The organism is Stenotrophomonas maltophilia group sp. msm4 (genome assembly GCF_032025605.1).
Classification (GTDB): domain Bacteria; phylum Pseudomonadota; class Gammaproteobacteria; order Xanthomonadales; family Xanthomonadaceae; genus Stenotrophomonas; species Stenotrophomonas sepilia.
This window is the reverse complement of sequence record NZ_JAVSKK010000001.1, coordinates 225,928-250,439: the sequence shown is the minus strand read 5'-3', so window position 1 is coordinate 250,439 and position 24,512 is coordinate 225,928. Positions and strand designations below refer to the sequence as shown.

Below are 24,512 nucleotides of genomic sequence, written 5' to 3'. Positions count from 1 at the left end.
ACGGCATGGGCGTGATCGGCCGACGTACAAGGATGCACCGCGCGAAGGCCGCGCTGGCGCTGGTGCTGGCGACCTGCCTGCCAACCGCTGCGTCCGCGCAGAACAGCAACGACGCCCCCCGCATTGGACTGGGAACAGGCACGCCAACGCCTGGAGCAGGTCTCCGATGCGCTGGCGGCCGCTGATGCAGCGGTACGCAACAAGCAGGACCTGCAGGACGCCACGCGCCTGCTGCGCCTGCCGGAGATCACCGGCGAAGTGCGCCGCCTGCAGTTCCAGAAGACCCTGACCCTGCCACTGGGTTCGCTGGCGCCCGTGGCTGAAGCCTTCGGTATCGATTCGCCGCTGTCGTTCACCGAGCGCGACTGGCGTACACGCCCGGTAGTGACCGCGGTGCTGCCGCTGTACACCGGCGGCGTGATCCCGGCCGCGCAACGTGCGGCCAGCGCCGCCCATGAGCAGGCCAACGCCGAGCGCGAGGCGCAGCGCCAATCATTGACCGTGCAGCTGGCTCAGGCCTACTTCGGCCAGCGCCTGGCCGAGCAGGCGGTGGACGTGCGCCGCGACGTGCGCGACGGCCTCAACCGCCACCTGTCCGATGCAGAAAAGCTGGAACGCGAGGGCTTTGCCACCCGCGCCCAGCGCCTGCAGGCCACCGTGGCCCGCGACAAGGCCGAGCGCGAATACCAGAAGACGGTGAACGATCTGGCTACGCTGAAGGCCGCGCTGGCCACGCTGCTGCGCAGTGGTGGCGAGGTGCAGCCGGTGTCGCCGCTGTTCGTGCAGCGCGTGCCGCTGGAACCGGTGACCAGCTTCGAGCGCACCGCGCAGGCGCGCCAGCCGCAGATCGCGCGCTTGCGCGCGATGGTTGCGCAGGCCGAACAGGGCGTGCGCGTGCAGCAGGCCAAGCTGAAGCCGCAGATCTTCGCCTTCGGCCAGTACGACTTCCGCCGCCGCGACGAAATGCTGACCGACCCGGACTGGGCGTTCGGCATCGGGCTGAAGTACACCTTCCTGTCACCGAACTCGCGGCCGGCGCAGATCAGCGCCGCGCGTGCGCAGCAGGAGCAGGCCGAAGCGGGCCTGCGCGAGGCCGAGAACCAGGTCGCACTGGGCGTGCGCAAGGCCTGGAACGAACTTGAGACCGCGCGCCAGCAGTTCGTGCTGCTCGACAGCAGCATCGCCCAGGCACAGGAAAACCTGCGCCTGCAGGAGCTGGCATTCCGCGAAGGCCAGGCCACCTCGCTGGATGTGATCGATGCGCGGCTCGGCCTGGGCGGCGCCCGTGTCGAGCGCGCACAGGCCGCCTACCAATACGACATTGCGCTGGCACAGTTGCTGGAGATCAGTGGACAGATGGACCGTTTCGAAGAATTCCGGCGGCGTGCGGACGAGGTGATCGACCATGAGTGATGTGCTGCACGACGATGCGACGACGCCCCCCGGCAAGCGGCGGCTGGGACCGATCCTGCTGGTGGTCCTGCTGGTCGCGGTGGTGCTCGGCCTGTGGCTGGCCTGGCGCAGCCCGGCCGACCAGATCCAGGGCATGGCCGATGCGGACACGATCAACGTGGCCGCCAAGATCACCGCACGCGTGGCCGAGCTGAAGGTGCGCGAGGGCGATCGCGTGCAGCCCGGGCAGGTGCTGTTCCTGCTCGACAGCCCCGAAGTGGCTGCCAAGGAACAGCAGGCGCACGGCGCATTGGCGGCTGCGCAGGCGGTGGCCGACAAGGCCGACGAAGGCGCGCGCAGCGAAGACATCCGCGCCGCCGAAGCGAACTGGAAGCGCGCCGAAGCCGGCGCGACACTGGCCGAAGCCACCTACCGGCGCGTGCAGAACCTGTTCAACGAAGGGGTGATGACCCGGCAGAAGCGCGATGAAGCGCATGCCCAGGCCACCAGTTCGCGCGAACTGGCCCGCGCCGCCCGCGCGCAGTACGACATGGCATTGGCCGGCGCCCGCGAGCAGGACAAGCGTGCCGCGCAGGGCCAGGTACAGCAGGCGCAGGGCGCGGTGGCCGAGGTCAACGCCGCGCGAGCCGAAGTGGAAGGACGCGCGCCGGTGGCGGGCGAGATCAACAAGCGCATGGCCGACCCGGGCGAGCTGGTGCCAGCCGGCTATCCCGTGTTCACCCTGGTCGACATCGACCGCATGTGGGTGGCGATGAACCTGCGCGAATCGCAGATGCAGGGCCTGAAGGTCGGCAGCAAGCTGCAGGGCAGCGTGCCGGCGCTGGGCCTGGATGGCGAGTTCGAGGTCTACTTCATCAATCCGGCCGGCGACTACGCAACCTGGCGTACCACCCGCCAGTCGTCCGGCTATGACGTCCGCAGCTTCGAGGTGCGGGTGCGCCCGGTACGCCGCATCGAGGGCTTCCGCCCCGGCATGAGCGTGCTGTTCGCATGGCCCCAGCACTGAGCCCGGACCGCAACGGCTTCGCCGCTTCGTGGCGGCGCGAGCTGCAGTCGCTGCGCGGCAACCGTGCCGACCTGCTGCTGGTCACCGTGCTGCCACTGCTGATGCTGGTCGTGATGGCATGGATGTTCACGCCGTCGGTGATGCGCGATATCCCGATTGCTGTGGTCGACCTTGACCACAGCAGTGACAGCCGCCTGCTGCTGCGCATGCTCGACGCCAGTCCCGGCGTACGCGTCGCCAGCCAACCAGCGGACCTGGAGGAGGCACGATCGCAGCTGCGCAGCCTGGACGTGTTCGCCATCGTGCTGGTGCCGCGCGATGTCACCCGGCAGGCGCTGCGTGGGCGCCAGGGCACGGTGTTCGCCTATTACAACGCCACCTACATGACCACCGGCCAGTCGGCGTCGCGCGACATCGGCGACGCGGTTTCCGCATGGAACGCACGCCTGCTGCGCGAGCGCATCGGCCTGCAGGTCGGCCCGGGCAAGCTGCGCGCGGCGCCGATCGCGGTGCAGTCGGACATCCTCTACAACCCGGCGCGCAGCTACGAACTGTTCCTGCTGCCACTGATCTTCCCGGCGGTGCTGTCACTGGTACTGGCACTTGCCGTGGCCGGCAGCCTCGGCCGCGAGATCCGCGATGGCACCCTGCCCGCCTGGCTGGCTCGCACGCCGTGGTCGGCGATTGCCGGCAAGGTCGCGCCGTACCTCCTGCTGTTCTCGCTGTATGGCGCGCTCGGCATCGGCTACCTGGCGTGGCTGCGCGGCGATGGTGTGGCCGGCAGCGTGCTTCTGCTGCTGCTCGCGCAGCCGTTGTTCTACCTGGCCACGGCCGCCTACGCGCTGTTCTTCGTCGGCGTCACCCGCGACATGGGCACCGCGTTGTCTGCGGTCGGTCTGAGCATCGGCACCGCACTGGCGTTCTCCAGCGCTACCTTCCCGGTGCTGGACGGGCCGTTGTTTACCCGCGTCTGGCACCAGCTGCTGCCGTTGAGCGCCTACATCAAGCTGCAGACCCAGCAGCAGTTCATCGGCTCGCCGCTGCAGGTTTCGGCATGGCCGCTGGCTACGCTGCTGTTGATGACGGTGGTGGCCGGTGGCATCGGCGGCCTGCGCCTGATCGCCTTTGCACGCACGCCTGCCGCCGCACAATCCGCAGGGGCTGACGCATGAGCATGCTCTGGCGCAGCCTGCGGCAGACCCTGATGGCGGTGCTGTGCGACCGCTACGCGATCGTGGTGATGGTCGGTGCGGTGATCCTGTATTCGTTCTTCTATCCAGCCGCCTACCGGCACCAGGTGGCCGGCAACCTGCCGGTGCTGGTGGTGGACGAAGACCACAGCGCGACCAGCCGCGAGCTGCTGCGCAAGCTCGACGCACTGCGCGTTGCGCGCGTGGTCGGGCAACCGGCGGACGTCGACAGCGCACGCCAGCAGCTCGAAGCCGGCCACGCCGAAGGCATCGTCGTGATCCCGGCCAACCTGGAGCGCGACATCCTGCGCGGCCATCCGGCCAAGCTGGTATTGCTTGGCAACGGTGCCTACCTGGGCCGCGCCAGTTGGGTGCTGGGCAGCGTAGCTGATGCGCTGGGTGCGTTCGGGCGTGATGCGGTGGTCGGCCAGGCCGCCTTCATGGGTGCGCCGCAGGCACCGCCGGTCACCCTGGTGCAGCGCCCGCTGTACAACACGCAGGAAGGCTATGGCAGCGCCATCGTGCCCGGCGTGGCCGAACTGATCGTGCACCAGACGCTGTTGATGGGCATCGGCGTTCTGCTCGGCGGCCGCCGCCTCGCACTGGGCCGGCGCCTGCGCTTCGACCTGCCGACGCTGGCCGGGATGGCGTTGGGCTTCGGCCTGATCGGCCTGTTCGGCCTGTTCTGGTACGCCGGGTTCACCGCCTGGGTGCAGGACTATCCACGAGGAGGCAACCCGCTGGGCCAGCTGCTGGGTGGCACCTTGTTCATCGCCGCGACGGTGGCGTTCGGCCTGTTCATCGGCAGCTTCTTCCGTACCCGCGAACGCGCGTTCCAGTACATCATCGCCACCTCGATCCCGCTGTTTTTCCTCGCCAACCTGTCGTGGCCGGCGGTGATGACGCCGCAACCGCTGGTCTGGCTGGCACAGCTGCTGCCGACCACCTCGGGCATCAACCTGATGGTGCGCCTGAACCAGATGGACGCCCGCCTGGCCGACATCAGCCACGAACTGATCACCCTCACCGTCCTGCTGCTGCTCTACGGTAGCCTCGCCACCTGGCGCCTCCTCGCCAAAAAAGGGGACGGAGGGAATTAAGTCGTAAGCGGCCTGTTCAAGCCGCGCGGCATGGCCGCTTTGGCCCACGTTTATGGATCCGGGGCATACCAGAACGGGATGCGGAACGCGCGGCGCCGTCCGCCCCCCCGCTCGCCGCCTGCAGCATTCCACACCAGTTCCAGGTTATGGCGTCCGGGTGCGAGCCCCCGGGTAGGCAGGTACCCCACCAGGCCGCGCATATCCAGGTCACGCCGCTCCATGGGCACGAAGCCATGCAGGTCGACCGGGGTGCCGTCCAGCTTGACCTGCCAGAGCCGGGAAAGGCACTCCACTGCGGCATTGGCGGCCTGTTGCCCGGTGGCCTCATTGCGCGCGTCCGGAAGTGCGGTGCAATGCTGGCGCGCCAGCGGATTGTCGCGTTGCGGGCGATGCGGAATGAACAAACGAAGCTGCGCACCGCTGATCGTGTCCGACGGGATCATCGGGTACGGCAGCAGCTGGTCATGCGCCGAACGCATCGATTCGTAATGCGCACTCAGCATGCCGTGCTCAACCGCCGCTTCCGTGACGATCTGGTAACGGTTGAACAGCGAGAACTTCAACGACGCCATCACCTGCACGGCCGCCAGCAGCATCGCTACCAGCACCGCGAACAGGTAGGCCGCCATGAACGAACGCGAGCGCAGGTTGCTCTGCATGGTCAGCTGCATGGTCTGCATCAGGCGCAACAGCGGAACCCGTTGCAGTGCCGCCAGCATGCCCTGCAGCAGTCGCTGCGGTCGCTCATGGGGCTGCCCGCGCGCCTGCCGCCGCGCCACGATCTTCTCCAAAATCCCGGGGGTAACAGCCAGCGCCAACATTGCGGCCAGCACGGTGCACAGGGCGAGCATGGCGACATGATCGGCGCCGCCGGACAGCGCGCCGATCACCATCGACACACCAAGCGTCAGGACGGCCAATACCAGAGTGCCCGCCAATGTCTGTACGGCAAGCAGGGTGGTCGAGAACAGCATCGTCGCCAGCCGGTCGGCACGTTCGATGCTGCCATCGAGGCCTCCGTCCCGGGCCTGCAGGAAGGCGCGCGTGACCGCCCCCATTCTTGGCAGGCGGTCCCAGTCAATGCCATCGGGGAAATGCGACCTGAGGCCGATCAGCCCGATCCAGTAGCCGCGCACCGTGAGGTGGATGATCAAGGCCACTGCCAGCACATAGCACATGCCGACACTGATGCTGAAACCGAACCAGAGCATCTGGAAGTACATGCCTTCGGTGTGCAGGCTGCTGCGCGCCCAGGCGTCGAACAGATAACCCGGCACGGCCAGCAGCGCAAACGCCAGCAGGCCCGAAATGAAGAGCTCGAGTTCATCGGTGCGATCACGCACCCGATGGGGATGGGCAGTCGCTTCCGGTATCGGGTCATGCCTTGCGAGCGGTGCCGGTTGGGGAGCTGGAGCCGATTCGTTCACTGGACATTCATCCGTTGAGTCGGCGCAGTATAGGCACGACGCCGGAGTCAGCGATACAGGTCCGGAACGAAGAACGCCGGCGCGGGGCCGGCGTTCGAGTACTGCGATGTGCAAGGGGGGAACGGGCGCTGTCGGCAACCGATCAACGATAGACGCGCTCGCAACGGCGCTCGACCACGCGGTCGCCGTTCTTCTGCTGGCTGTTGCCCTGGATCTGGCGACCGGCCGCACCACCGGCCACAGCACCGGCCACGGTAGCGAGCTTCTTGCCATTGCCGCCGCCCACCTGGTTGCCCAGCAGGCCGCCGATCACTGCACCCGTGGCCGTACCCGCAATGCGGTTCGGATCGCGCGAGTTGCGCTGCACTTCCACGTTCTTGCAGACCACGCGGCTGCCGTCATTGAACTTGCGTCCCTCATCGCGCGGGCCATAGGTCTGCGCGCCGGCCACCGACGAAGCCGCCAGCAGGGTGCCCAGCACAAGCAATCGGGTCGAGGTCTTCATGGCCATCTCCTGAGTTCCGGTATGACGCAAGTTTCCTCCTGCGGTTGGCAACCGGAAGTGAAATGCGCGTGTCCGCCACCTCATCGGCCATCGCGCGTTCAGGAAGAAAGCTGCGCCCATCGCGATCAGCCATCGCAATGGGCGCCGTCTCCCTACCGGCATGCCACGTTCTAGAACTCTTCCCAACCACCGGCGTTGGCCGCCAGTGTCGGCTCGATGCGCGGCGACAGTGCCGCCGGCCTGCGCACCGGAGTAACCGTCGCGGCCACCGCAGCCAGGGCCGGACGCACGGCTGCAGCCGCGGTTGCCGCACCGGTGCGGAACACCGAAACCGCCTCGGCCAGCAAGTTGGCCTGCTCCGCCATGGAGCGTGCCGCCGCGCTGGCTTCTTCTACCAGCGCCGCATTCTGCTGCGTGGTTTCGTCCATCTGCACCACCGCCTGGTTGACCTGTTCGATGCCCGAGCTCTGCTCCTGCGACGCGGCAGAGATCTCGGCCATGATGTCGGTCACGCGCTGCACCGACGCCACGATCTCGCCCATTGTGGTGCCTGCCTGGCGGACCAGCGCCGATCCATCGGCGACCTTGCCGACCGAATCCTCGATCAGGCCCTTGATCTCCTTGGCCGCACCGGCCGAGCGCTGTGCCAGTGTGCGCACCTCACTGGCCACCACCGCAAAGCCCCTGCCCTGCTCGCCGGCACGCGCGGCTTCCACCGCCGCGTTCAAGGCCAGGATGTTGGTCTGGAAGGCGATGCCGTCGATGACGCTGATGATCTCGGCGATCTTCTTCGACGAGGCTTCGATGGCCGACATCGTGGTGACCACCTGGCCGACCACCTCGCCGCCCTGCGAGGCGACACCGTGCGCGCCGATCGCGAGCTGGTTGGCCTGGCGTGCATGCTCGGCGTTCTGCTTCACGGTGGAGGTCAGTTCCTCCATCGACGCCGCCGTCTCTTCCAGGTTCGCCGCCTGCTGCTCGGTACGCCGCGACAGATCGGTGTTGCCCGAGGCAATCTCGCCCGCTGCCAGGTTGATGCTGGACGCACTGGACTGGATGCGGCCGACAATCTGCTTGAGCTGATCGACGGTGGCATTGCAGTCATCGCGCATGCGGGCGAACACGCCGTGGAAATCACCTTGCATGCGTACGGTGAGATCACCGCGCGAGATCGCCTGCAGCAGCGTCGACACCTGCACCAGGTTCTCGTCGGTGGTCTGCATCAGGCGATTGAGTCCAGCCACCATGTCGCGGAAATCATAGGCGAAGCGATCTTCATCGCCGCGCAGGCTGAAGTCGCCCGCCGCCGCGGCCGTCGCCAGCCGGCGGATCTCGCCGTTGATCGCCGACAGGCTGGTCTTGGTCTCGTCCATTGCCTGGGTGATCGCCGCCTTCTCGCCCGGCAGCGGATCCATGTCCACCGACAGGTCGCCACGGGCGTAATGCTTCATCACTTCGATCAGCCGGTTCTGCACTTGCACGTGCGAGCCGACCAGCGCATTGGTCTCGTGCACCATGCGCCCGTAGTCGCCGGGGAAGGCAGCCTCGTCCATGCGATAGCTGAGGCTGCCGGCATCGTGCTGGCGGGCCAGCTCGCCCTGCGCCGCCATCACCGACTGCAACTGCGCCTGCATGCGCTGCATCGACCTGAGCAGCTGCGTCACCTCATCGTTGCCGGACGCGTCGATGCTGTTGTCCAGCCGCCCGTTGGCGATGCCGTCGGCCAGCTTCACCGCACCTTCCAGCGGGCGGGTCAGGCTGCGAGTGATGGCCCACGCGGCCAGCGAGCCCAGTATCAGGCTCAGCACGCCGAACACGATCGACAGCGTGCCGGTCCAGGATTCGGTTGAACGGTATTCCTCGCGGCTGCGCGCGGTCAGTGTCTCCTGATGCCGCAGCAGGGTCGAGATCGTCTCATTCCATGCGGTCGCCAGGCCGTGCTCGGCGAGCAGTTCCTTGGCCGCACCGTCGAAATCACCGGCCTTCATGCGCTCGTGCAGATGCTGGGTGGAGGCGTCGGTGGCCTCGCGTGCCGCGTCGATTTTCGCAACCAGGCTATCGCCGGTGGCGTCGCGCGGAATCTTGATGTACTTGGCCCAGATACCGTCGTAGGTCTGCGACAGCTCCTGCGCCTTCTGATAATCCTTGTCGAAATCCTCGCCGCGCTTGATCACCATCAGCCGGCGATGCATCAGCACCGCGTTGTTGGTATCCAGCATCTCATTCAACAGCCGCATCTTCACCATGTTGACGTCCACCACTTTCGAGAACTGGGCAGACTTCAGATGGTTTCCGTACAGCGCCAGGCCGACGATGGCCACGATGAACAGCAGCAGCAAACCGAACCCGGCCCCCAGCCGGGATCCCACACGGAGGTTGCGTAAGGCGAGCATCTCAATTCCCTTGATCATGGCCGTACGATCGATGGCGGCGCGGGCAGGGGAAACTTTATGGGCCGGTATTATTATATCGATCTAAAACTCTGGAACTGTGCAGACAGGTGTGAAATCAGACAACCCACGAAGGCGCTGTATCCATAAGGTATATCGCCACGGGTAGCGAGAATGGGATCAGACAGGGACCTGCCAGCCCGTTGCGCGGCATTACGGGGCAGCTGGCCCCGGGAAGACCAGATCCTTCCCGAGCCTTGCCGCATAGATGCTCTCGAACTGGAAAGAGAGCACAAACCGGAACCCGCACGCCGCGGCGTAACGCTTGATGAAGTTGCAGATTTCCTCCCAGGCGCTTTTAAACCCGCTCGCGCGGAAATGAAACGAACCGAGCAGGCCCACTTGCCACTCGGCTTCAATCCCTGCCGCAACGACAGCTTCCGGCGGGTCGACGATGCTGAATCCGAAGCCTGTATTGGAGGCTGGAAGATACCCATGCAGACCGTCAGTACCGTCGGCGTACTCGGCCTGGATCGAATCCAGAGCGTGCAGCACGGCAGCCAGGTCGGCACCGGCTTCGACCTCGAGAAACAGCGAAATGCTCATTACCTGCGCAGGCCGATGAGGGTATGCCTGTTGAAGAACCGCATCTTCCCCTCGATCGTGAAGTCCGTGCGCCTGATCTCGCCCAGCATCATCTCGCGCTGCTCCTCGCTCAACGTGCAGGGCTCCAGAACATTGGCCTCCAGCACTCGCCCCGGGGGCGCCAGTCGCAGCTCGACAATGCAGGCATTGCCCTCGATGGGAACACCTGCTGGCCACGCCGTCATTGCGATCGCACGCATTTGCTCCTGGTACTCCACCTGCTCCGCTTCCTCTATCTGCGGGTCCGGCAGATCCGGCGGGTTCGCCGCCACGTGCAGAGCAGACTGCGTGGGCGTTGGCTCTGATATCGAACCAACGATCAGTTTGATCAGGGTGTTCTGTGAGGCCGTTACCGCCAAGGCGATCACCAGAGCGGTGTAGCTGACACCACCAGCCTTCTGCAGCTCAAGGTGCCGCCGATGTGCCCCGCGATGCTCAGCATCAACCTTGCGGACAATCCTTCGGCAATGCGCTAGGTACAGCGGATTCGCCAGGATTCCTGCAAGTACGCGAAACACCACGAAGGAGAGCAAGGACAACCATGGCAGCCCCAGCAGCACGAAGGTGGTCATCAGCAACGGCGAAAGGATGAACCAGATCGCGCCCCACGCATGCATGCGCCGGAAGAAGAACCAGAGTGACGAGAACAGGAATGCCGGCCAGTTCCAGCGCCTTGGCGCCCCGCCGCTTGCGTCGTACAGCCTCCAGTAGTGGAGGTAGGTGGAGAACCGGTCTCCTACCACGATCGCCAGTGCGTCCTTCTCGCTCGGCCCATCAGAGGTTGCATCTGTGCTCTGCACCGCTTCACCGACGACGCTGCCGAAGGTGGGTTCAATCCTTGCTCTCATTAGTTTTCATCCAAACTCGACACGAAATCACTCACGACCGCTTACCACGTAGCATCTCGGCTATTGAGTCCCACCCCGCCTGTACTCAGCGCGGCCTTACTCGAACTCAATGCAACGACCATAAACACTCTCAAGCCACGACGCAGATTGCAGTCACGACCTGCTCCGGCTCATCCTCAAGCGGCACACCCCAACCGGAAATTTCGAGGGCAGCGTACTGACCTCCGCTACAGAACCACTCCTCTGCTTCATCGAAATGCAACTCGGTGAAGCCAAGAAAATCTGAAACCAGACTTCCAATGCCAACTGAACCTGCTGCAAGTCCACGATAGGACTTACGTGCAACGACATCCCACGGCATCCCCAATGCGTAAACCTTGATCGCCCGCACACCCCAGTCGCCGATCGTAATAGAGAGCGCAGCCATATCACCAGTGCGATCACCGCCAGGCAGGGAGAACAGGAGCCCGCCGTTTCCATGCTCGTCAGGACCATACCTTTCCAGACGAAGATCAGGCCCGTCCTTAAACCTGTACAACTGAGCATCCGCGTCGATCAGAAATGCAGCAATGCCGCGTCCAGATCACCGTATGACGCATGCAGAGGTATGGCTGCCATGGATACGCCAGGAACAATCGGCGCATCCCAATCAATTGCACACAAAACCCCAGACCATACCATTTATTCCCACACCCACATTTCGCTCAAAAGATAACGAATAAATCTCAATGAAAGCTAAACTCTAAGTGTGCGAAACAACACCGTACTACTCATGCACTCAGCGCCACCTTTACTGGCTCCAAGTCGCGCAAGAAATCTACGAGCTCGGCTCCATTCAACGCCTGAGAGGCATTACCGACGCTGTCGTCCGCGCAACTTCCTGCAAACTTAAATGGAATCTCATCCTCAACCTCACAAAGCGACAAAGCCCCCCTATCCAATATGCAAGCAAGAAGCGCAGTTAGCGCAAAAATCTCCTCCTCGGGAAAATTCTCCAACTTCAACTCGAGAGAAGAATATGCAAATAGAATAGCTTGGCCGAAGTCATAGCCCAACTTACCCATGCCCTCTTCCACATCAGAGCTTACCGACCTCACGTAATCACTATAACCCCAACGCCTCATCATCACTTCCTGCTATAAACATATAGCTGCCGTCGGCCTTGCTTGCACTGGTGTGACCGTCGGCTTTCCACGCGGTGCCGGACGACACCTGTACATACGGATCGTCCCCGCCCCCCCGCCCGATAGCAAAGCAATCGGGCCGAGCGCCAGCAGTTCGGAAACCAGAAGGCGAGTGCTGTTCATGGGCAGATTGCCACCATGGACCATTGCCACCATTCGACACCGCTTTTAACACGACGCCTCCGGTCCGCCCGATGCGTCGACGCGCGGCGGAAGCACAGATCAACAGACCATTTTCTGAGAAGCGCCGAGGCGGCAGACCAGTCAGAGGCAATGACTCCTAAGAATCAGCCCAGAAAGAAAGACTAAGGAAATACCTAGCACTAAGCGTCATCACCGAAATAGAACAGCACGCACTTCCCTCCATCTTTCCCAACCAAGCTTATCGGCCGAACGGTATCACCACCATCAACTGAAATCTCTACATACATGCCTTGATCCTCAAAAGTCATAAGCTCCTCAATTAAATCCTTGATCGTCTTACCACGAACCACCCAAGAAGACCCACTCAAAGTTCACCCCCCTATCCTTTTCAAACTAGAATCAAACGTACCAAGCCGGGTATCTCGGCTACCTAGCGCCTTCACCGATTTCGCTGCCTTCCAAGCACCACCATTATGGCCATCCACATCCCTTGAAATAAATATCTTTCCATTAGTAAAGACAAGCTCACCATCGTGAGCAGTCTCCTTTACACGCCTAAAGCCCAAAGCCGTGGCAGCAGCAGTCGCCTCCTTATTCGTTGCATAGACTGGCCCAGACGTCGCTCGCTGCAGTGCTTCGGAGCTGCCCGCTTTCGCCCCCTTCCCGAAGCCTCCGCTCCCTTCGATTATGGTAACAGCGCCATATTTTCGAAGCAGTACCTTCGCAAGTCCAAGCCCCAGCTCAGCTGACGATTCCTTCGAGAAGAGGCCGTACTGATCGATCGTCCTGTCAAGATTTCCGGTCCACTCCGCCAGTGCAGCTACAGTGTGTTCCTGAGGCAGGATATAGACCGGCTGGATCCCCCCGTTCTCAAATATCAGCTCACGATAGGCACGTCCATTCATGGAGTGGGCGAACGAAGAAAGCGCCTCGCTGCTACGGCCGAGATCATCGAACAGTCCAAGCTCTCCGGGCCACGAGCCATACTTGTAGGAAACGGCCGCATTCACAAACGCCTGACACGCAGGGCTCGCTGAGTTCGCAGTGCACACTGAGAGCAGCTCGTAATCCATTCTCTCCGACAATTGCTTGGCAACGTCGCGCACCGTCTTCTGGCATGACGTGTCGCCGCCGCACTCGTCGAGCTGCTGCTTCAGTACACGAGCCTGATCCTCTGAAAGGAAGTTGTTCTCAACCGAATTCTTGGCAATCCCCGCATTCAACGCGATCCCAGCCAGATCCTGCCCTGACAACCCACCCGCCAGTGCTCCCACCGCCTGCGACAACGCCAGCACCATCTCCTTCTGCTCCGGGCTCAGCCTGGAAGGATCTCCTCCGGTCAATGTACTGGTCAGCACCTTCGCGGCCAACTCGCCGCCAGCCGCAGAGACCGCTCCGGTTCCCGCATTGCCACCATTGGCTTCCGCCAGCAGTGCACCCAATACCGCGTGCGACAGCAATTGCAGAGTCGCATTGGGATCGCTGCCGTGGTTCGAGTCAAGCTTGCTGCCGATGAAGTAAGCGGCATAGGGCGCCAGCGCATTGGACGCGACCTGACCGGCGCCCTGGCCGGCTACGCCCCCTACCACAGCCGTCGTCACTGCGCTCAGGGCACGGCTGTACTCACCGCCATCACCCCACTTCTTCGCATCGTTATAAGCTTGGCTGTTTGCCGTCAGCACCGCATCGCGCTGCTCCGCGCTAAGCGCGTTGAACGCCCTCTTATCATCGCTTGATAGGCCATCATAGTACGCCTGGGTTGCCTTCTTGCTCTGATAGGCTTGAACGTCCCATGCAATCTGCTGGCTGGTGGCCATCACCGTCCCCGCCGCAGCCGCCATCGCCTGCTGGTCCGCCAGCAACTTGCTCGCATCCGGCAATGCATCCAGCGCACGATGTGCCCCACTGGCATCGGTGTTGATGCCCAGCTCAGCCGCCGACGTCTGCTTGCCACCGATGGTGATGTTGCCCTCGGTCAAGGTGGCAAGGGTGGAGCTGCTGTCGCTGCCCTTTTCCATCATCGGCAGGCCCGGACCACCTCGGGGTGCGGCCGTTCCCGGCTTGGGCGCCCAGCCATCCATCTGCCCGCCCGCACCACCACTGATGCTGCCGGAGCTGGCCGTGTAGTCCATGTGGTTCTGCAGGTCAGTGAACGTCAGCGAGCCCGCAGTCAGTTCACTGTTGCCCGCATGAGTGCTGGCAATCGCGCCGCCCACCAGGTTCACGTGGCCGGCATCGACGTGGTAGCCGCCATTGCCGGCAAACAGGCCACTCTGCTGGCCGACACCCTGATAGCTGCCGCTGGCCTTGCCTGCGCTGGCATACCCGTCGGCATTCCACGCGGTACCGAACGACACCTGCACGCGGCCACCCACCTGGCTGTTCCTGGACATGCTCTCGGCGATGTCCTGCAGCGACTCGATCGTCAGCGTGCCGCCGGTCTTGACGTCGATGCGATCAGCGGTCGCCGTGGCACCACGCAGCGTGGTATCGCCCTCGGCCTTCATCGAAATATTCTTGCCGGTCAGCGTGGTGTTCTGCCAGGTGCTGCTCTCGGCATTGGCCTTGCTGCTGCCAACACTGGCTTCGGCGTACACGTACACGCCGGTCTGCGCCCCTACCGAGACCCCCACGCCGACTTCGGCGCCGGCATTGCTGCTCTTGCTGCGGTCGGCCACATGCGCCTTGCCTGCTTCCAGCAGGATGTCGCCGGCCGAATCCAGGCTGAGGGTGTTGCCTGCACTCAGATTGCCCTGCACCACGTGGATGTCGCCCGTCGTGCTGGTGAGGTTGACGTTGCCGCCGCCCTGGATGGTGGAGCCACGCGACACCCTGCTGCTGCCATCGGCACTGCTGTTGGCGGTCTTGAAGCCGATGCCTGCTTCAGCACGGAACAGTTCGCCACTGCCGCCACGGCCGGACAGTGCCGAGATCGCACTGGCTGCCTGGTACGCGTTGGCGCCCGCCGCCATGCCCTGCATCTTCTGCAGGCGATCATCCGACTGACGGGCCGCGTCCACGTTGTTGATCAGATCGATCAACGGCGACTTCACCCGCGCGAACACGCCGATCTTCAGGTCCTTGTCGCTCTGCGAGTAGTGGCCGATTTCGTCGGCGGTCAACAGCTCGATCTCGGCGGCGGTGATGTTCACGTCCTTGGCGGCCACCACGTTGCTGGCCGTCTGCGTGTACTTGCCTCCGGCGGTCAGGTTCGCGCTGCCGCCCAGACTGCCGATGCTGCTGGCCACCTGTGACACCTGCGCGCTGTCGTCCTGGTGCTGCTCGCGGTGCCAGCCAGAGAACTTCTCGGCATCCGATATCTGTACCGTGCCGATCGCCTTGCTGTCGGACGTATTGGCGTTGCTGACCGTATCCTGCCCGCTGCGCACCAGCAGATCACCGGCGGCACGGATGCTGACGTCCTTCTCGGCGGCGATATTGGCTGCGGTCAGGCTGATGTTGCCCTCGGTGGTGGCCATGCGCACGCCGCCGCCGACCGACAGCTGCGTGCCGGTGATGGTGTCACTGCTGCCGCTGCCCTGGCTCTGCGAGTTGTTGGTACCGAACGGCAGGCCGCTGGTGTTGTTGGCAAAGCCCCAGCCCTTGCCGCGGCTGCTGCTGTCGCTGCGCTCGGTGTTGTGGGCCACGTCGAACACGATGTCCTGGGTGGCCAGCAGCACAGCGTTGCCCTCGGCCGACATCTGTGTGCCCTGGCTGAGGATCGAGCCGCCGTTGGCAATCAACGTGAGATCGCCGCCTGCAGCCAACTGGCTGACGCGGGCATCACTGGTCGAATGGCTCTGTTCGCTGTTGGTGCGCTGGCTGCCGGCAGTCACCACGGTCGACGTGGTGGCCGCACGCAGGCCAGAGGCGGCGCCTTCAGCGGTGCGGGTGATCCGCCCCATCGCCGAGCCACTGTCGGCCATGCCGTCGGTGGTCGAATCGCGGGCGCTGCGGTAGGCCTTGGTCGGGTCGTAAGTCACGCCCACGGAGAAGCCGCTGGACTTGCTGGCCTGACTGGATTGGCTGTCCGTGGTGTCCTGTCGCGCCAGCAACGCAATGTCCTTGCCCACCAATGTCAGGCTCTCGCCTGCGGCGACGTCCGAGGCCTCGATCGTCAGCGTGTTGCCAGCATTGATCAGCACATTGCCGTCGCGCGAGGCGATCGCCGATCCCACCTGGATGGTGGACTGCTCGGCGTGGGTGCTGCTGTTCTTCGCGCTGCTATAGCCCACCGATGCCACGCCGTTGCCGAAGCCCCCGGTAACGCCGGATTTCTTTTTGCTTTCGTTGGACTCACTGCTGTGATGGTCCTCGGCGGCAGTGATCAGCACATTGTTGCCAGCCCCCAGAATGACGTTGCCGGTGGCATCGACCACCGCACCTACCGCAGTCAGATCGCGGCCAGCCGTGATGTTGATGCGCTCGCCCTGGATCGCCGTGCCGATGGCATAGCTGTCGCTGGCGTCGACGCTGCGCGTGGTGGTGGTGCTGGAGAGCGTCTTCTTTTTCTTGTCGTAGCTGTCCAGACTGTAGTCGTGCGTCTCGTTGGCCGAGAGCAGGTTGACGTCGCGGCCTGCGGCCACGCTTACCGCGCCGTCATTGCTGTCGACCAACGCGGCTGTAAGGCTCACGTCCCGGCCCGCGTTCAGCAGCAGATTGTCTCCGGCCTGCAACGTACTGCCGCGCACTGTTTCATCGCTCTGACTGATCTGCAGCGAACTGCGCTTGCCTGCGCTGGCAAAATCCCGGCTCTCACTGTCCACCAGCGCCTGGCTGTTGATGTCCCCACCGGCCTGCAATGCCAGACCGCCCGCCGCCTTGATCTGCGCGGCGGCCAGGTTGATGTCCTTGCCGGCCGCCAGCACCACATCGCCAGCGCCCTGCACTGACGTGGCAGCGTGTGTCGTCCTGCTGCTGCGCTGATGGTTGCGTTCATCGAAGGTGGCGTCGCGGCGTTCCTCCAGCGCAATCGCGCCAACATCCAGAGTGCCGCCTGCGGCCAGCTGGGTCAGGCCGTCGGCGCCGGCGTTGCGGATCTGTGCGGCCTGCAGGCTGATGTCACCACCGGCCACCACCGACAGCATGCCGTCGCCACTGGGATTGGTTACATACAGACCGGCGACCCGATCGATGCGGTTGGTCTCGTACTGGTAGGTGCCACCGCCCTGCTGTGTCTCCACCGTGGAGGCCACCGTGACATTGCCCGCAGCCTTGACCGACAGCGCATCGCTAGCCGTCACGGCGGCACCGACAACGCGGATGTCCTTGTCCGACGACAGCCCGACGTACTGGCCGGAAATGCTGCCGCCCAGATGCTCGATGTTGCCGGCATCGATGGTCACCAGCTTGCGCCCGGCGATGTTGCCGGTGTTGACCAGGCCATTGCCCAGTTTGATATCGACATTGGCGCCGGCCAGCAGTGCACCGTTGCCGTCCAGGTCGCCCGGACGCAGGCGCAGGTAGACCTGCGGTACCAGCGCGGTGGTGGTGCTGCCATCGGCCAGGGTGACGGTCTGCTCGACCAGCCAGACGATGTCACTGGTCAGCTGTGCCATCTGCGCTTCGGTCAGCGCCACGCCGGGGCGAAGGCCCCATTCGCTGGCCACCGTGGCACCGGCCTCCAGCAGCGCGCGGTACTGCGCCTCGTCACTGGCGTAGCCGTCGAGGAAGCGGCGACCGGTCAGCTGGCCGATCTGCTCGCGCACCAGCTTCTGCTCGTAGTACCCATCACCCAGCCGCTTCTGCACGGTATCGGGCGAGTAGCCCATCTGGCCCAGCAGGTGGTCCGAACTCAGCCAGGTCTTGTGGTCGGTGAAGCGCGGATCGGTCTCGACCAGATAGTGGCCGCCGTTGGGATTGACGTTGAACAGGCTGGCGCTCGGCGCGCGCGTGTCCGGTGCACCCATCGCGATGCGATCCGGCGATCCTCCACTGGCTGCGACCACGCGCGGCCCGGACGTACCGGTGTTGCCGCTCACGCCGCCGACGCTGCTCCCTTGCTGGGTACTGGCACCATCGGCCGCCTGTGCCAGCGCGCGTTCGGCACCGGTGCCGGCGGACTGGCCCGGCCCCTGCGCACCGCCATGGCCCGGCCCATCCGGCAGCGCCTTGGGCCCCTGCACGTTGAGGTTGGCCATGGCCGAACCGTTCTGCACGTTCGGCGCGTTTCGCCCCTGGTTGAGGTTGCTCAGGTCACCGACGTCGATGCTCAACGAGCCGCCGCTGACAATGCTGCCGCCAATCTTACCGGTCACCTCGGAAATGGCCGGAGCACTCCAGGTCATCACATCCCCGCCGAACGTGTGGCTGACGTTGGAGAACTGGTGCGTGCGATACAGCGTGGCCGCCAGGTTCTCCACCTTTGCCGCGCCGGTCAGGCCGATGATGTCCAGATCGCCGCCGGCGGCAATGCTGCCGTAGTGGTTGCGCAGGTCATCGCTGCGGATGCGCATCGCACCGCCTGACCGGATGACCGCATCGGCACCGACGCTCGGCTGCAACACATCTTCGGTCACGGTGCGCGTGGCCAGGCGATACTGCTCGTTGGCACTGGTGGAGTTGCCGCCCGCAAACTGTGGGCTGGTCAGAATGCGGTCGGGATCGTAGTCCTTGTAGGTCCACAACTGCACGCAGTTGGTCGTACAGGTGCCATACGCTGACGAGTAGGTGAGTTTGTCATCGACGTAGCGGAATGCCGGCGAATCGGGATGCAGGGTGGCCAGCTCGGCAAACGGATCGTCGGCACCAGCGGCAACCTGGTCCGGATTGACCTGGTTGTCCTGGCGGCCGACGTAGTACATCACCACCGTGCCGTCCTGCACGTTCAGCCGCGCACGCTCACCCAGCGCGGCATACAGCCCACCGCGCCCGAAGAAGTAGGCACTGGTCTGCGCGGTCAGTCGTACCACCGCACGGTGCACGGTGAAGCCATCCGGCGTGATATGCGGCGTGTCTTCCAGGATATCGGTCGGATTGAGGTAGTACACCTCGTGCGCCGAATAGTGACTGGTGCTGCGAATGTCCTCGGTGCCATTCTTGCCGTTGCGCCACCAGGCGGGTCGATCCATGCGCACCGGAGCGTTCACGGCGGTGGTCTGTGTGATGACCACGTTCTCGCGGATGTTGTTGACCACCTGCGCATCGATGGACAGGTTGCCGGTGACATCGATGACCGAGCTGATGTTGTCGATCCGCCCGGCAATGCCGCTGGCGATGCGATCGGCACTCAGCGTGCCGCCGATGGCAGCATCACCGCCGCTGTAGATCAGGCCCTTGCCGGTGTTCTGCAGCTCGCGCACGCCCAGGTCCAGGCGCTCGCGTGCAGCCACGGTGCCGACGCGGGTGGCACCACCGGCCTCTTCGGCGCGATTCTTCAGCACGCCGGTGGAGATCGCCACGCGATCACCATAGATGCGCCCGGTGCCAAGATTGTCGATTTCGCCGGCCTCCAGGTGGGTCAGCGCGCCATCGATCAGGCCCCGGTTGGTCAGCTGGCCACGGGCATTGAGGTGGGTCGTGCCCTGGCTGGATATCTCACCCGAGGCCGCATTGGTGATGTTCTGGGCGTTGAGGTCGAGGTTGCCACCGCGCACCACACCCTGGTTGTCGAGGTCGCCGGACAGGTTCAGCGACAGGGTGCCGTTGGCGATCCATTCGCCACGTTGGCGCATGCCCTGCTGCAGGGTGAGGCCGAGGTCACGCTGCGCATGCACCTGGCCGTCTTCGCTGAGCGCACGTGCGACCAGGGTCTGGCTGCCATCGGCGCGCAGCAGGCCGCCGCTGTTGGCGACGTTGTCCGCCTGGCTGTCCAGGTTGCCGCCGGTGCTGATCACGCCGCCGGTGTTCTGCAGCTGGCCGTTGATCTGCAGCCGCGCACCGCCATCAGTGACGACCTGGCCCTGGCTGTTGTCCAGCCACTGTGCACCGAACTGCAGCTGGCCCGCCTGCAAGCCACGCGTGCCGTCGCCGCCACGGGTGTTGCGGTTGTCCACGCTGGCGGCCGTGAGGGTCAGCAGCTGGCCAGCCGCGATCGCGCCGTCGGCGTTGTCCAGGTGCCCGTCCAGGGTCAGGTCGAGGTTGCGCCCGGCCTGCACGCGACCACTGGCATTGGCCAGGCTCGCCGTCTGCAGCGACAGATTCGCGGCGCTGGCAAGTGTTCCACCGGAACTGTTGTCGACGCGGGCCAGCAGCAAGCGCGCATCGCCTTGTGCATTGACTGCGCCGCCACGGTTGTCCAGCACGCCACCATCCAGCTGCAGCTTTCCGGCCGCCAGCAATCCACCGCTGCCGGCGGTGGCGCGGTTGTCGATGTCCTGCCCGGCCGTGTTGATGGCCAGGTCGGCCGCCGACTGCACGCGACCGCCCTGGTTGTCCATCGCGCCACTGCGAACGCTCAGATCGCCCTTCTGCGTGCCCAGCGTGCCGGCGCGGTTGTCCAGCCGCTGGCCGCGGGTATCGATGTCCAGCTGGCCGCCCAGCAGCGTGCCGCGCTGGTTGAGCAGGCCGTTGCCCTGCAACTGCAGCCGTTCGCCGGCCTGCATCGCGCCGTCGCTGTTGTCCACGCGTGCCGCCGTGGTCGCGCTCAGGTCCTTGCCAGCGACCAGGGTGCCGTGGCGGTTGTCGAGACTGCCGGCGCCCAGGGTCATCGTGCCGGTGCTGGACAGCAGCCCCTGCTCGCCATTGTCGAGACGACCCTCAACGCCCAGCACCAGCGCGCTGCCGCCCGCATGCACGGTACCGCCCAGGTTGCTCAGGCTGGCTGCGGTGACCGTGCCGGCACCGCCCAGCAGGATGCGGCCCTTCTGGTTGTCCAGCGCCTGGCCGATCGCCAGCGTGGAGTGACCGCTGCCTGCACCCTGCAGCGTGCCCTGTGCATTGATCAGCTGCTGCGCGGTGAGATCCAGCACGCCATTGCCCGCCAGCGTGCCACCACGATTGTCCAGCACACCCTGTACGCGCAGGCGCAGCGCGTCTTCACCGGTTGCGGTGAGCGTGCCACCGGCGGTGGTCAGGGTATCGGCGGTGATGTCGACGCGGCGCGCCGAGGTGGTTGCCGCGGTCAGATCGAGGTTGGCGCCATCCAGCGCGAAGCTGCCATTGCTGAGCACGCTGCCGCCGTTGCCCAGCAGGGTCTTCGCCGAGACCTGCAGCTGGCCGCTGCCGGCGTGCTGGATCCTGCCTGCACTGTTGTCGAGCGTCTGTGCCAGCAGGGCCAGGTCGCCATTGCTGGCCAGCGTGCCACCGGCATTGCCCAGCGTCGTGGCCTTGATGCGACTGGCGCCTTCGCCGCTGGCGATGATGCGGCCACCGGCGTTGTCGAGCGTAGTGGCCTCAAGGTCGAGGCGATCGGCGCCCAGCGTCGCGTCACGATGATCCACGTCGCCAGCACGCAGGGTCAGCGTGGCCGAGGAGACCAGCGTGCCCTTGCTGCCGTCCAGGCGGCCGGTGGTGATGTCCAGGCCCTGGTTGCCGGCCTGGCGGATGCTGCCGCCACTGTTGTCCAGCCGTGCGGAAGTGACCGTCAGGCGATTGGCATTGCTGGCGATCGTGCCTTCGTGGTTGTCCAGCGCAGCGACGATCTGCAGCGTGCTGTCAGCCGTTCCGGCACCGCTGAGCGTGCCCTTGCGGTTGATCAGTTCACCGGCCTGAACATCCAGCGCGCCGTTGCCGGCGATCGTGCCGCCGCTGTTGTCCACGCCCTGCGCCACGTGCAGCCGCAGCGCGTCGCTGCCGGTCGCGCTGAGGTTGCCACCGGTGTTGTCCAAGCGCTGCGCATCGATGGCAATGCGCTCTGCCTGGGTAGTGCTGCCGGCCCCCAGCAGCAGGTCGCCGCCCTCAAGTTCCAGCGCCGACTGGCTGAGGATGCGGCCGCCCGCACCCTGCAGGCTGTCGGAGCGGATCTGCAACGTACCGCCGCCGGCGTGTTCGATTGCACCGCTGCGGTTGTCCAGGCTTGCCGCCTGCAGCCGCAGATCACCGGTACCGGCCAGGCGGCCGCCGTTGCTGTTGTCCAAGCGCTCTCGGGCCTGCACCTGCAGCGCGCCGCTGCCTGCCGCCAGCACCTTGCCGCCCTGGTTGACCAGGCTGCCAACCTGCAGCTGCACCTGGCCATTGCCGGAGATGCCGCCGCCGCTGTTATCCAGCGTGTCGCGCACCGTCAGCGCCACGCCCTGCGTGCCGGCCGACTGCAGCGTGCCCTTCTGGTTGTCGATGCGACCGGCGTCGATGCGCAGGCCGCCGTTGCCGACGATCTGGCCGCCCTGATTGTCGAACGCATGGCGCACGTCCAGCGCCAGCGCCGAGACACCCTGCGAGACGATCTGGCCCTGGCGGTTGCGCAGTGCCCCTGCGTGGATCTGCACGCTCTGCGCCGATGTCGTACCACCACTCACGTCCAGCTCGCCGCCGGACAGCACCAGCGCGCCGTTGCTGAGCAGGCGCCCTTCGCTGCCACGCAACGTATCGGCCTGCACGCTCAGGGTGCCGGTGCCAGCCTGCTGAACCAGGCCGTTGCTGTTGTCCAGCGTGGTCGCGACCAGTGCCAGATCGCCGTTGCCGGCCAACGTGCCGCGGGCACTGTTGTCCAGCGTCGTGGCCTTCACCGAACTGGCCCCGCTACCCAGCGACAGCAGGCTGCCGCCCCGGTTGTCCAGCGTCGCGGCCAGGATCTCGAACCCGGCCGCACTGAGCGAACCGTTGCGCAGATCGGCGTTGCCGGCCGACCATTGCAGGCGGCCCAGGGTACTCAGTCGCCCACCGCTGCCGGCCCAGTCGCCCGTACCCAACGCGAGACCATCGCCACCGGCATGTTCGATACGGCCACCGGCATTGCCGACCTGGCCTGCGCGCAAGGCCAGCTGCGTGGCATTGGTGGCCAGCAGGCCACCGTCGTTGTTGAACAGGCCCTGCACCGTCCACGACGATGCCGCTTTGCCGGCGTGGCGCAGTTCACCACCGCGGTTGTCGAGCGACTGCGCATCCAGCCACAGGTCGCCGGCCACGCTCAGCGCACCCTTCTGGTTCGACAACAGGCCCACCTGCAGCGCGGCATCGCCATGCACCTGCAGCGTGCCGCCGTCATTGCGCAGCTCCCCCCCAGCCTGCAGCGCGCTCACGCCCAGGCGACCGCCGCTGTTGTCGAGACCGTTGCGTGCGGCCAGTGACACCGAGCCGCCGTTGCTGATGCTGCCGCCGTCGTTGTCCAGCGTACCGGCGATGGCGATCAGGCCCTCGGCCAGGGGCAGCTCCGGCGACGTCGGCGTGCCCGCCGAGCCCCCATTGCCGCCTCCGGTTCCCGGCGTTCCCGGCGTGCCGGTTCCGGGTGTTCCACCGCCATTGCCGGGCGACGCGCCGCTGCCAGCGCTGCTCCCGTTACCACTTGATGCCATGGCATCCAGTGCACCCAACAGGCCATTGCTACGGTTGCTGGCTGCGTCGGCCTTGAGTGCCAGCGCTTGCACACCGGTCTGTTCAATGGCGCCGCCATGGTTGCGCAACCCCTGCGCCTGCAGCTGCAGGCGCTGTGCATTGAGCGTGCCGTTGCTGTTGTCCAGCGTGCCACCGGCGGTGATCGCAACTTCGCGCGTGGCGGCGATGGTGCCGCCATTGGCAAGATCGCCACCGGCCTGCACGCGCACGTTCTGCCGCGACTGCAGGGCGCCGATGTTTTCCAGCCGGCCATCCACCGTCACCACCAGCTCGCCGGCCTGTGCGCCAATGCTGCCGGCATTGCGCACGCCCACGCCGTGCTCATTGCCGACCAGCCAGATCTTGTTGGCGAACATGCCGCCCAGCGCACCAACGTCCAGCGCGAAGGCCGGCGCCTCGCCGCTGGCCGCGGTCGCACTGGCCTGGCTGTGGTCGGCACTGACCACGTTGTTGCCCAGCGTCGCCTGCAGCTGGTTGGCCCAGATGCCGGCGTTGACCTGCAACGAACGGGTGATCAGGTCGGTGTAATCGGCACGGCTGGTGTCCAGGCCATCGCCATCGATCTGGATCGCGCCACCGGTGACCCGATAGCCCTCAAGTGCGCCTGCACCCGTGAACATCGGCGTGCCGGTGGTCAGGGTCACCCGGCTGGCATTGAGGAAACCGCCGCCATTGACCTGGATCCCGGCCGGGTTGGCAATGATCACTTCGGCGCGCTGCCCGGCCACTTCCACATAGCCGTTGAGCCGGCTGGCCGGACCATTCACTTCATTGAGGATCACCCGTGCACTGCCGGTGGCGAGCCACGGGTTGCCCTGTACCCAGCCGCCCAGCTGCGTCTGCACCTGGCCGCGGGCGTTGTTGAGGATGACGCCATCGCGGCCCACGTCGAACTGCGAATAGCGGTTGCGCGACACACCCGCCGCCGACGGCGTGGTGATGTTCACCATCGGCACGCCATTGGGTGCGGTCACCATCGTCGGCCGTTCACGGCCCGGCGCATTCGGATCGGAAATGATGCGCGCATCGGACTGCGCCAGCGCAGGCGTTCCCAGGCTGACCCAGCCCAGTGAGCACATCAGTGCGAAGCCCAGCGGCGACAGCGCGGCGCTCTGCCGGCCCGGCACATGGCCGACCAGGCCACCGCCGCCCTTCACCAGCTCCGAAGCCACCTGCCAGACGCGCAGCGCGCGGTTGAAAACCAGACGATAGATAGTGTTCATGTCACGT

The 24,512-nt window shown here is 65.3% G+C and carries 11 protein-coding genes and 1 pseudogene; 4 read left to right on the top strand and 8 right to left on the bottom strand.

The window, feature by feature from the left end:
• Nucleotides 1–5: 5 nt before the first annotated feature.
• From ROV93_RS01185 to ROV93_RS01170, 4 genes and pseudogenes are all read left to right on the top strand, one after another.
• A pseudogene (locus tag ROV93_RS01185) lies at nucleotides 6–1,413 on the top strand (TolC family protein).
• A complete protein-coding gene (locus ROV93_RS01180) occupies nucleotides 1,406–2,419 on the top strand; it encodes an efflux RND transporter periplasmic adaptor subunit (protein WP_072166865.1) in 1,014 nt (337 codons plus the stop codon). The pseudogene ROV93_RS01185 and the gene ROV93_RS01180 overlap by 8 nt, the downstream one beginning before the upstream one ends.
• Nucleotides 2,404–3,591 carry an ABC transporter permease gene (locus tag ROV93_RS01175; protein ID WP_072166866.1) on the top strand — a complete coding sequence of 396 codons (1,188 nt, stop codon included), beginning with the start codon at nucleotides 2,404–2,406 and terminating at the stop codon, nucleotides 3,589–3,591. The genes ROV93_RS01180 and ROV93_RS01175 overlap by 16 nt, the downstream gene beginning before the upstream one ends.
• On the top strand, nucleotides 3,588–4,709 hold the full coding sequence (locus tag ROV93_RS01170) for an ABC transporter permease (protein ID WP_072166867.1): 1,122 nt from the start codon (nucleotides 3,588–3,590) through the stop codon (nucleotides 4,707–4,709). The genes ROV93_RS01175 and ROV93_RS01170 overlap by 4 nt, the downstream gene beginning before the upstream one ends.
• A gap of 50 nt (nucleotides 4,710–4,759) precedes the next feature.
• On the opposite strand, the gene ROV93_RS01165 is transcribed toward ROV93_RS01170, so the two are convergent.
• The 8 genes from ROV93_RS01165 to ROV93_RS01130 all read right to left on the bottom strand — a co-directional run bounded on the left by ROV93_RS01165 (nucleotide 4,760) and on the right by ROV93_RS01130 (nucleotide 24,505).
• A complete protein-coding gene (locus ROV93_RS01165; RefSeq protein ID WP_180890263.1) occupies nucleotides 4,760–6,274 on the bottom strand; it encodes a hypothetical protein in 1,515 nt (504 codons plus the stop codon).
• A 4-nt stretch (nucleotides 6,275–6,278) separates the two neighbouring features.
• Complete coding sequence (locus ROV93_RS01160) at nucleotides 6,279–6,647, bottom strand: glycine zipper 2TM domain-containing protein (RefSeq protein ID WP_005415760.1); 369 nt, start codon at nucleotides 6,645–6,647, stop codon at nucleotides 6,279–6,281.
• A 164-nt stretch (nucleotides 6,648–6,811) separates the two neighbouring features.
• Nucleotides 6,812–9,034, bottom strand: coding sequence for a methyl-accepting chemotaxis protein (locus ROV93_RS01155; RefSeq protein WP_072166870.1), 2,223 nt, complete (start codon nucleotides 9,032–9,034; stop codon nucleotides 6,812–6,814).
• A gap of 210 nt (nucleotides 9,035–9,244) precedes the next feature.
• Nucleotides 9,245–9,637, bottom strand: coding sequence for a hypothetical protein (locus ROV93_RS01150; RefSeq protein WP_072166871.1), 393 nt, complete (start codon nucleotides 9,635–9,637; stop codon nucleotides 9,245–9,247).
• Complete coding sequence (locus tag ROV93_RS01145) at nucleotides 9,637–10,524, bottom strand: DUF2628 domain-containing protein (protein ID WP_072166872.1); 888 nt, start codon at nucleotides 10,522–10,524, stop codon at nucleotides 9,637–9,639. Before ROV93_RS01145 ends, ROV93_RS01150 begins: the two co-directional genes overlap by 1 nt.
• A 130-nt stretch (nucleotides 10,525–10,654) precedes the next feature.
• A complete protein-coding gene (locus ROV93_RS01140) occupies nucleotides 10,655–11,062 on the bottom strand; it encodes a hypothetical protein (RefSeq protein ID WP_227836636.1) in 408 nt (135 codons plus the stop codon).
• 232 nt (nucleotides 11,063–11,294) lie between these two features.
• Complete coding sequence (locus ROV93_RS01135) at nucleotides 11,295–11,588, bottom strand: hypothetical protein (RefSeq protein ID WP_141653540.1); 294 nt, start codon at nucleotides 11,586–11,588, stop codon at nucleotides 11,295–11,297.
• Nucleotides 11,589–12,223: 635 nt separating this feature from the next.
• Nucleotides 12,224–24,505 (bottom strand): hemagglutinin repeat-containing protein, encoded by a 12,282-nt coding sequence (locus tag ROV93_RS01130; RefSeq protein ID WP_180890262.1) that lies wholly within the window; start codon nucleotides 24,503–24,505, stop codon nucleotides 12,224–12,226.
• Between the last annotated feature and the right edge of the window lie 7 nt (nucleotides 24,506–24,512).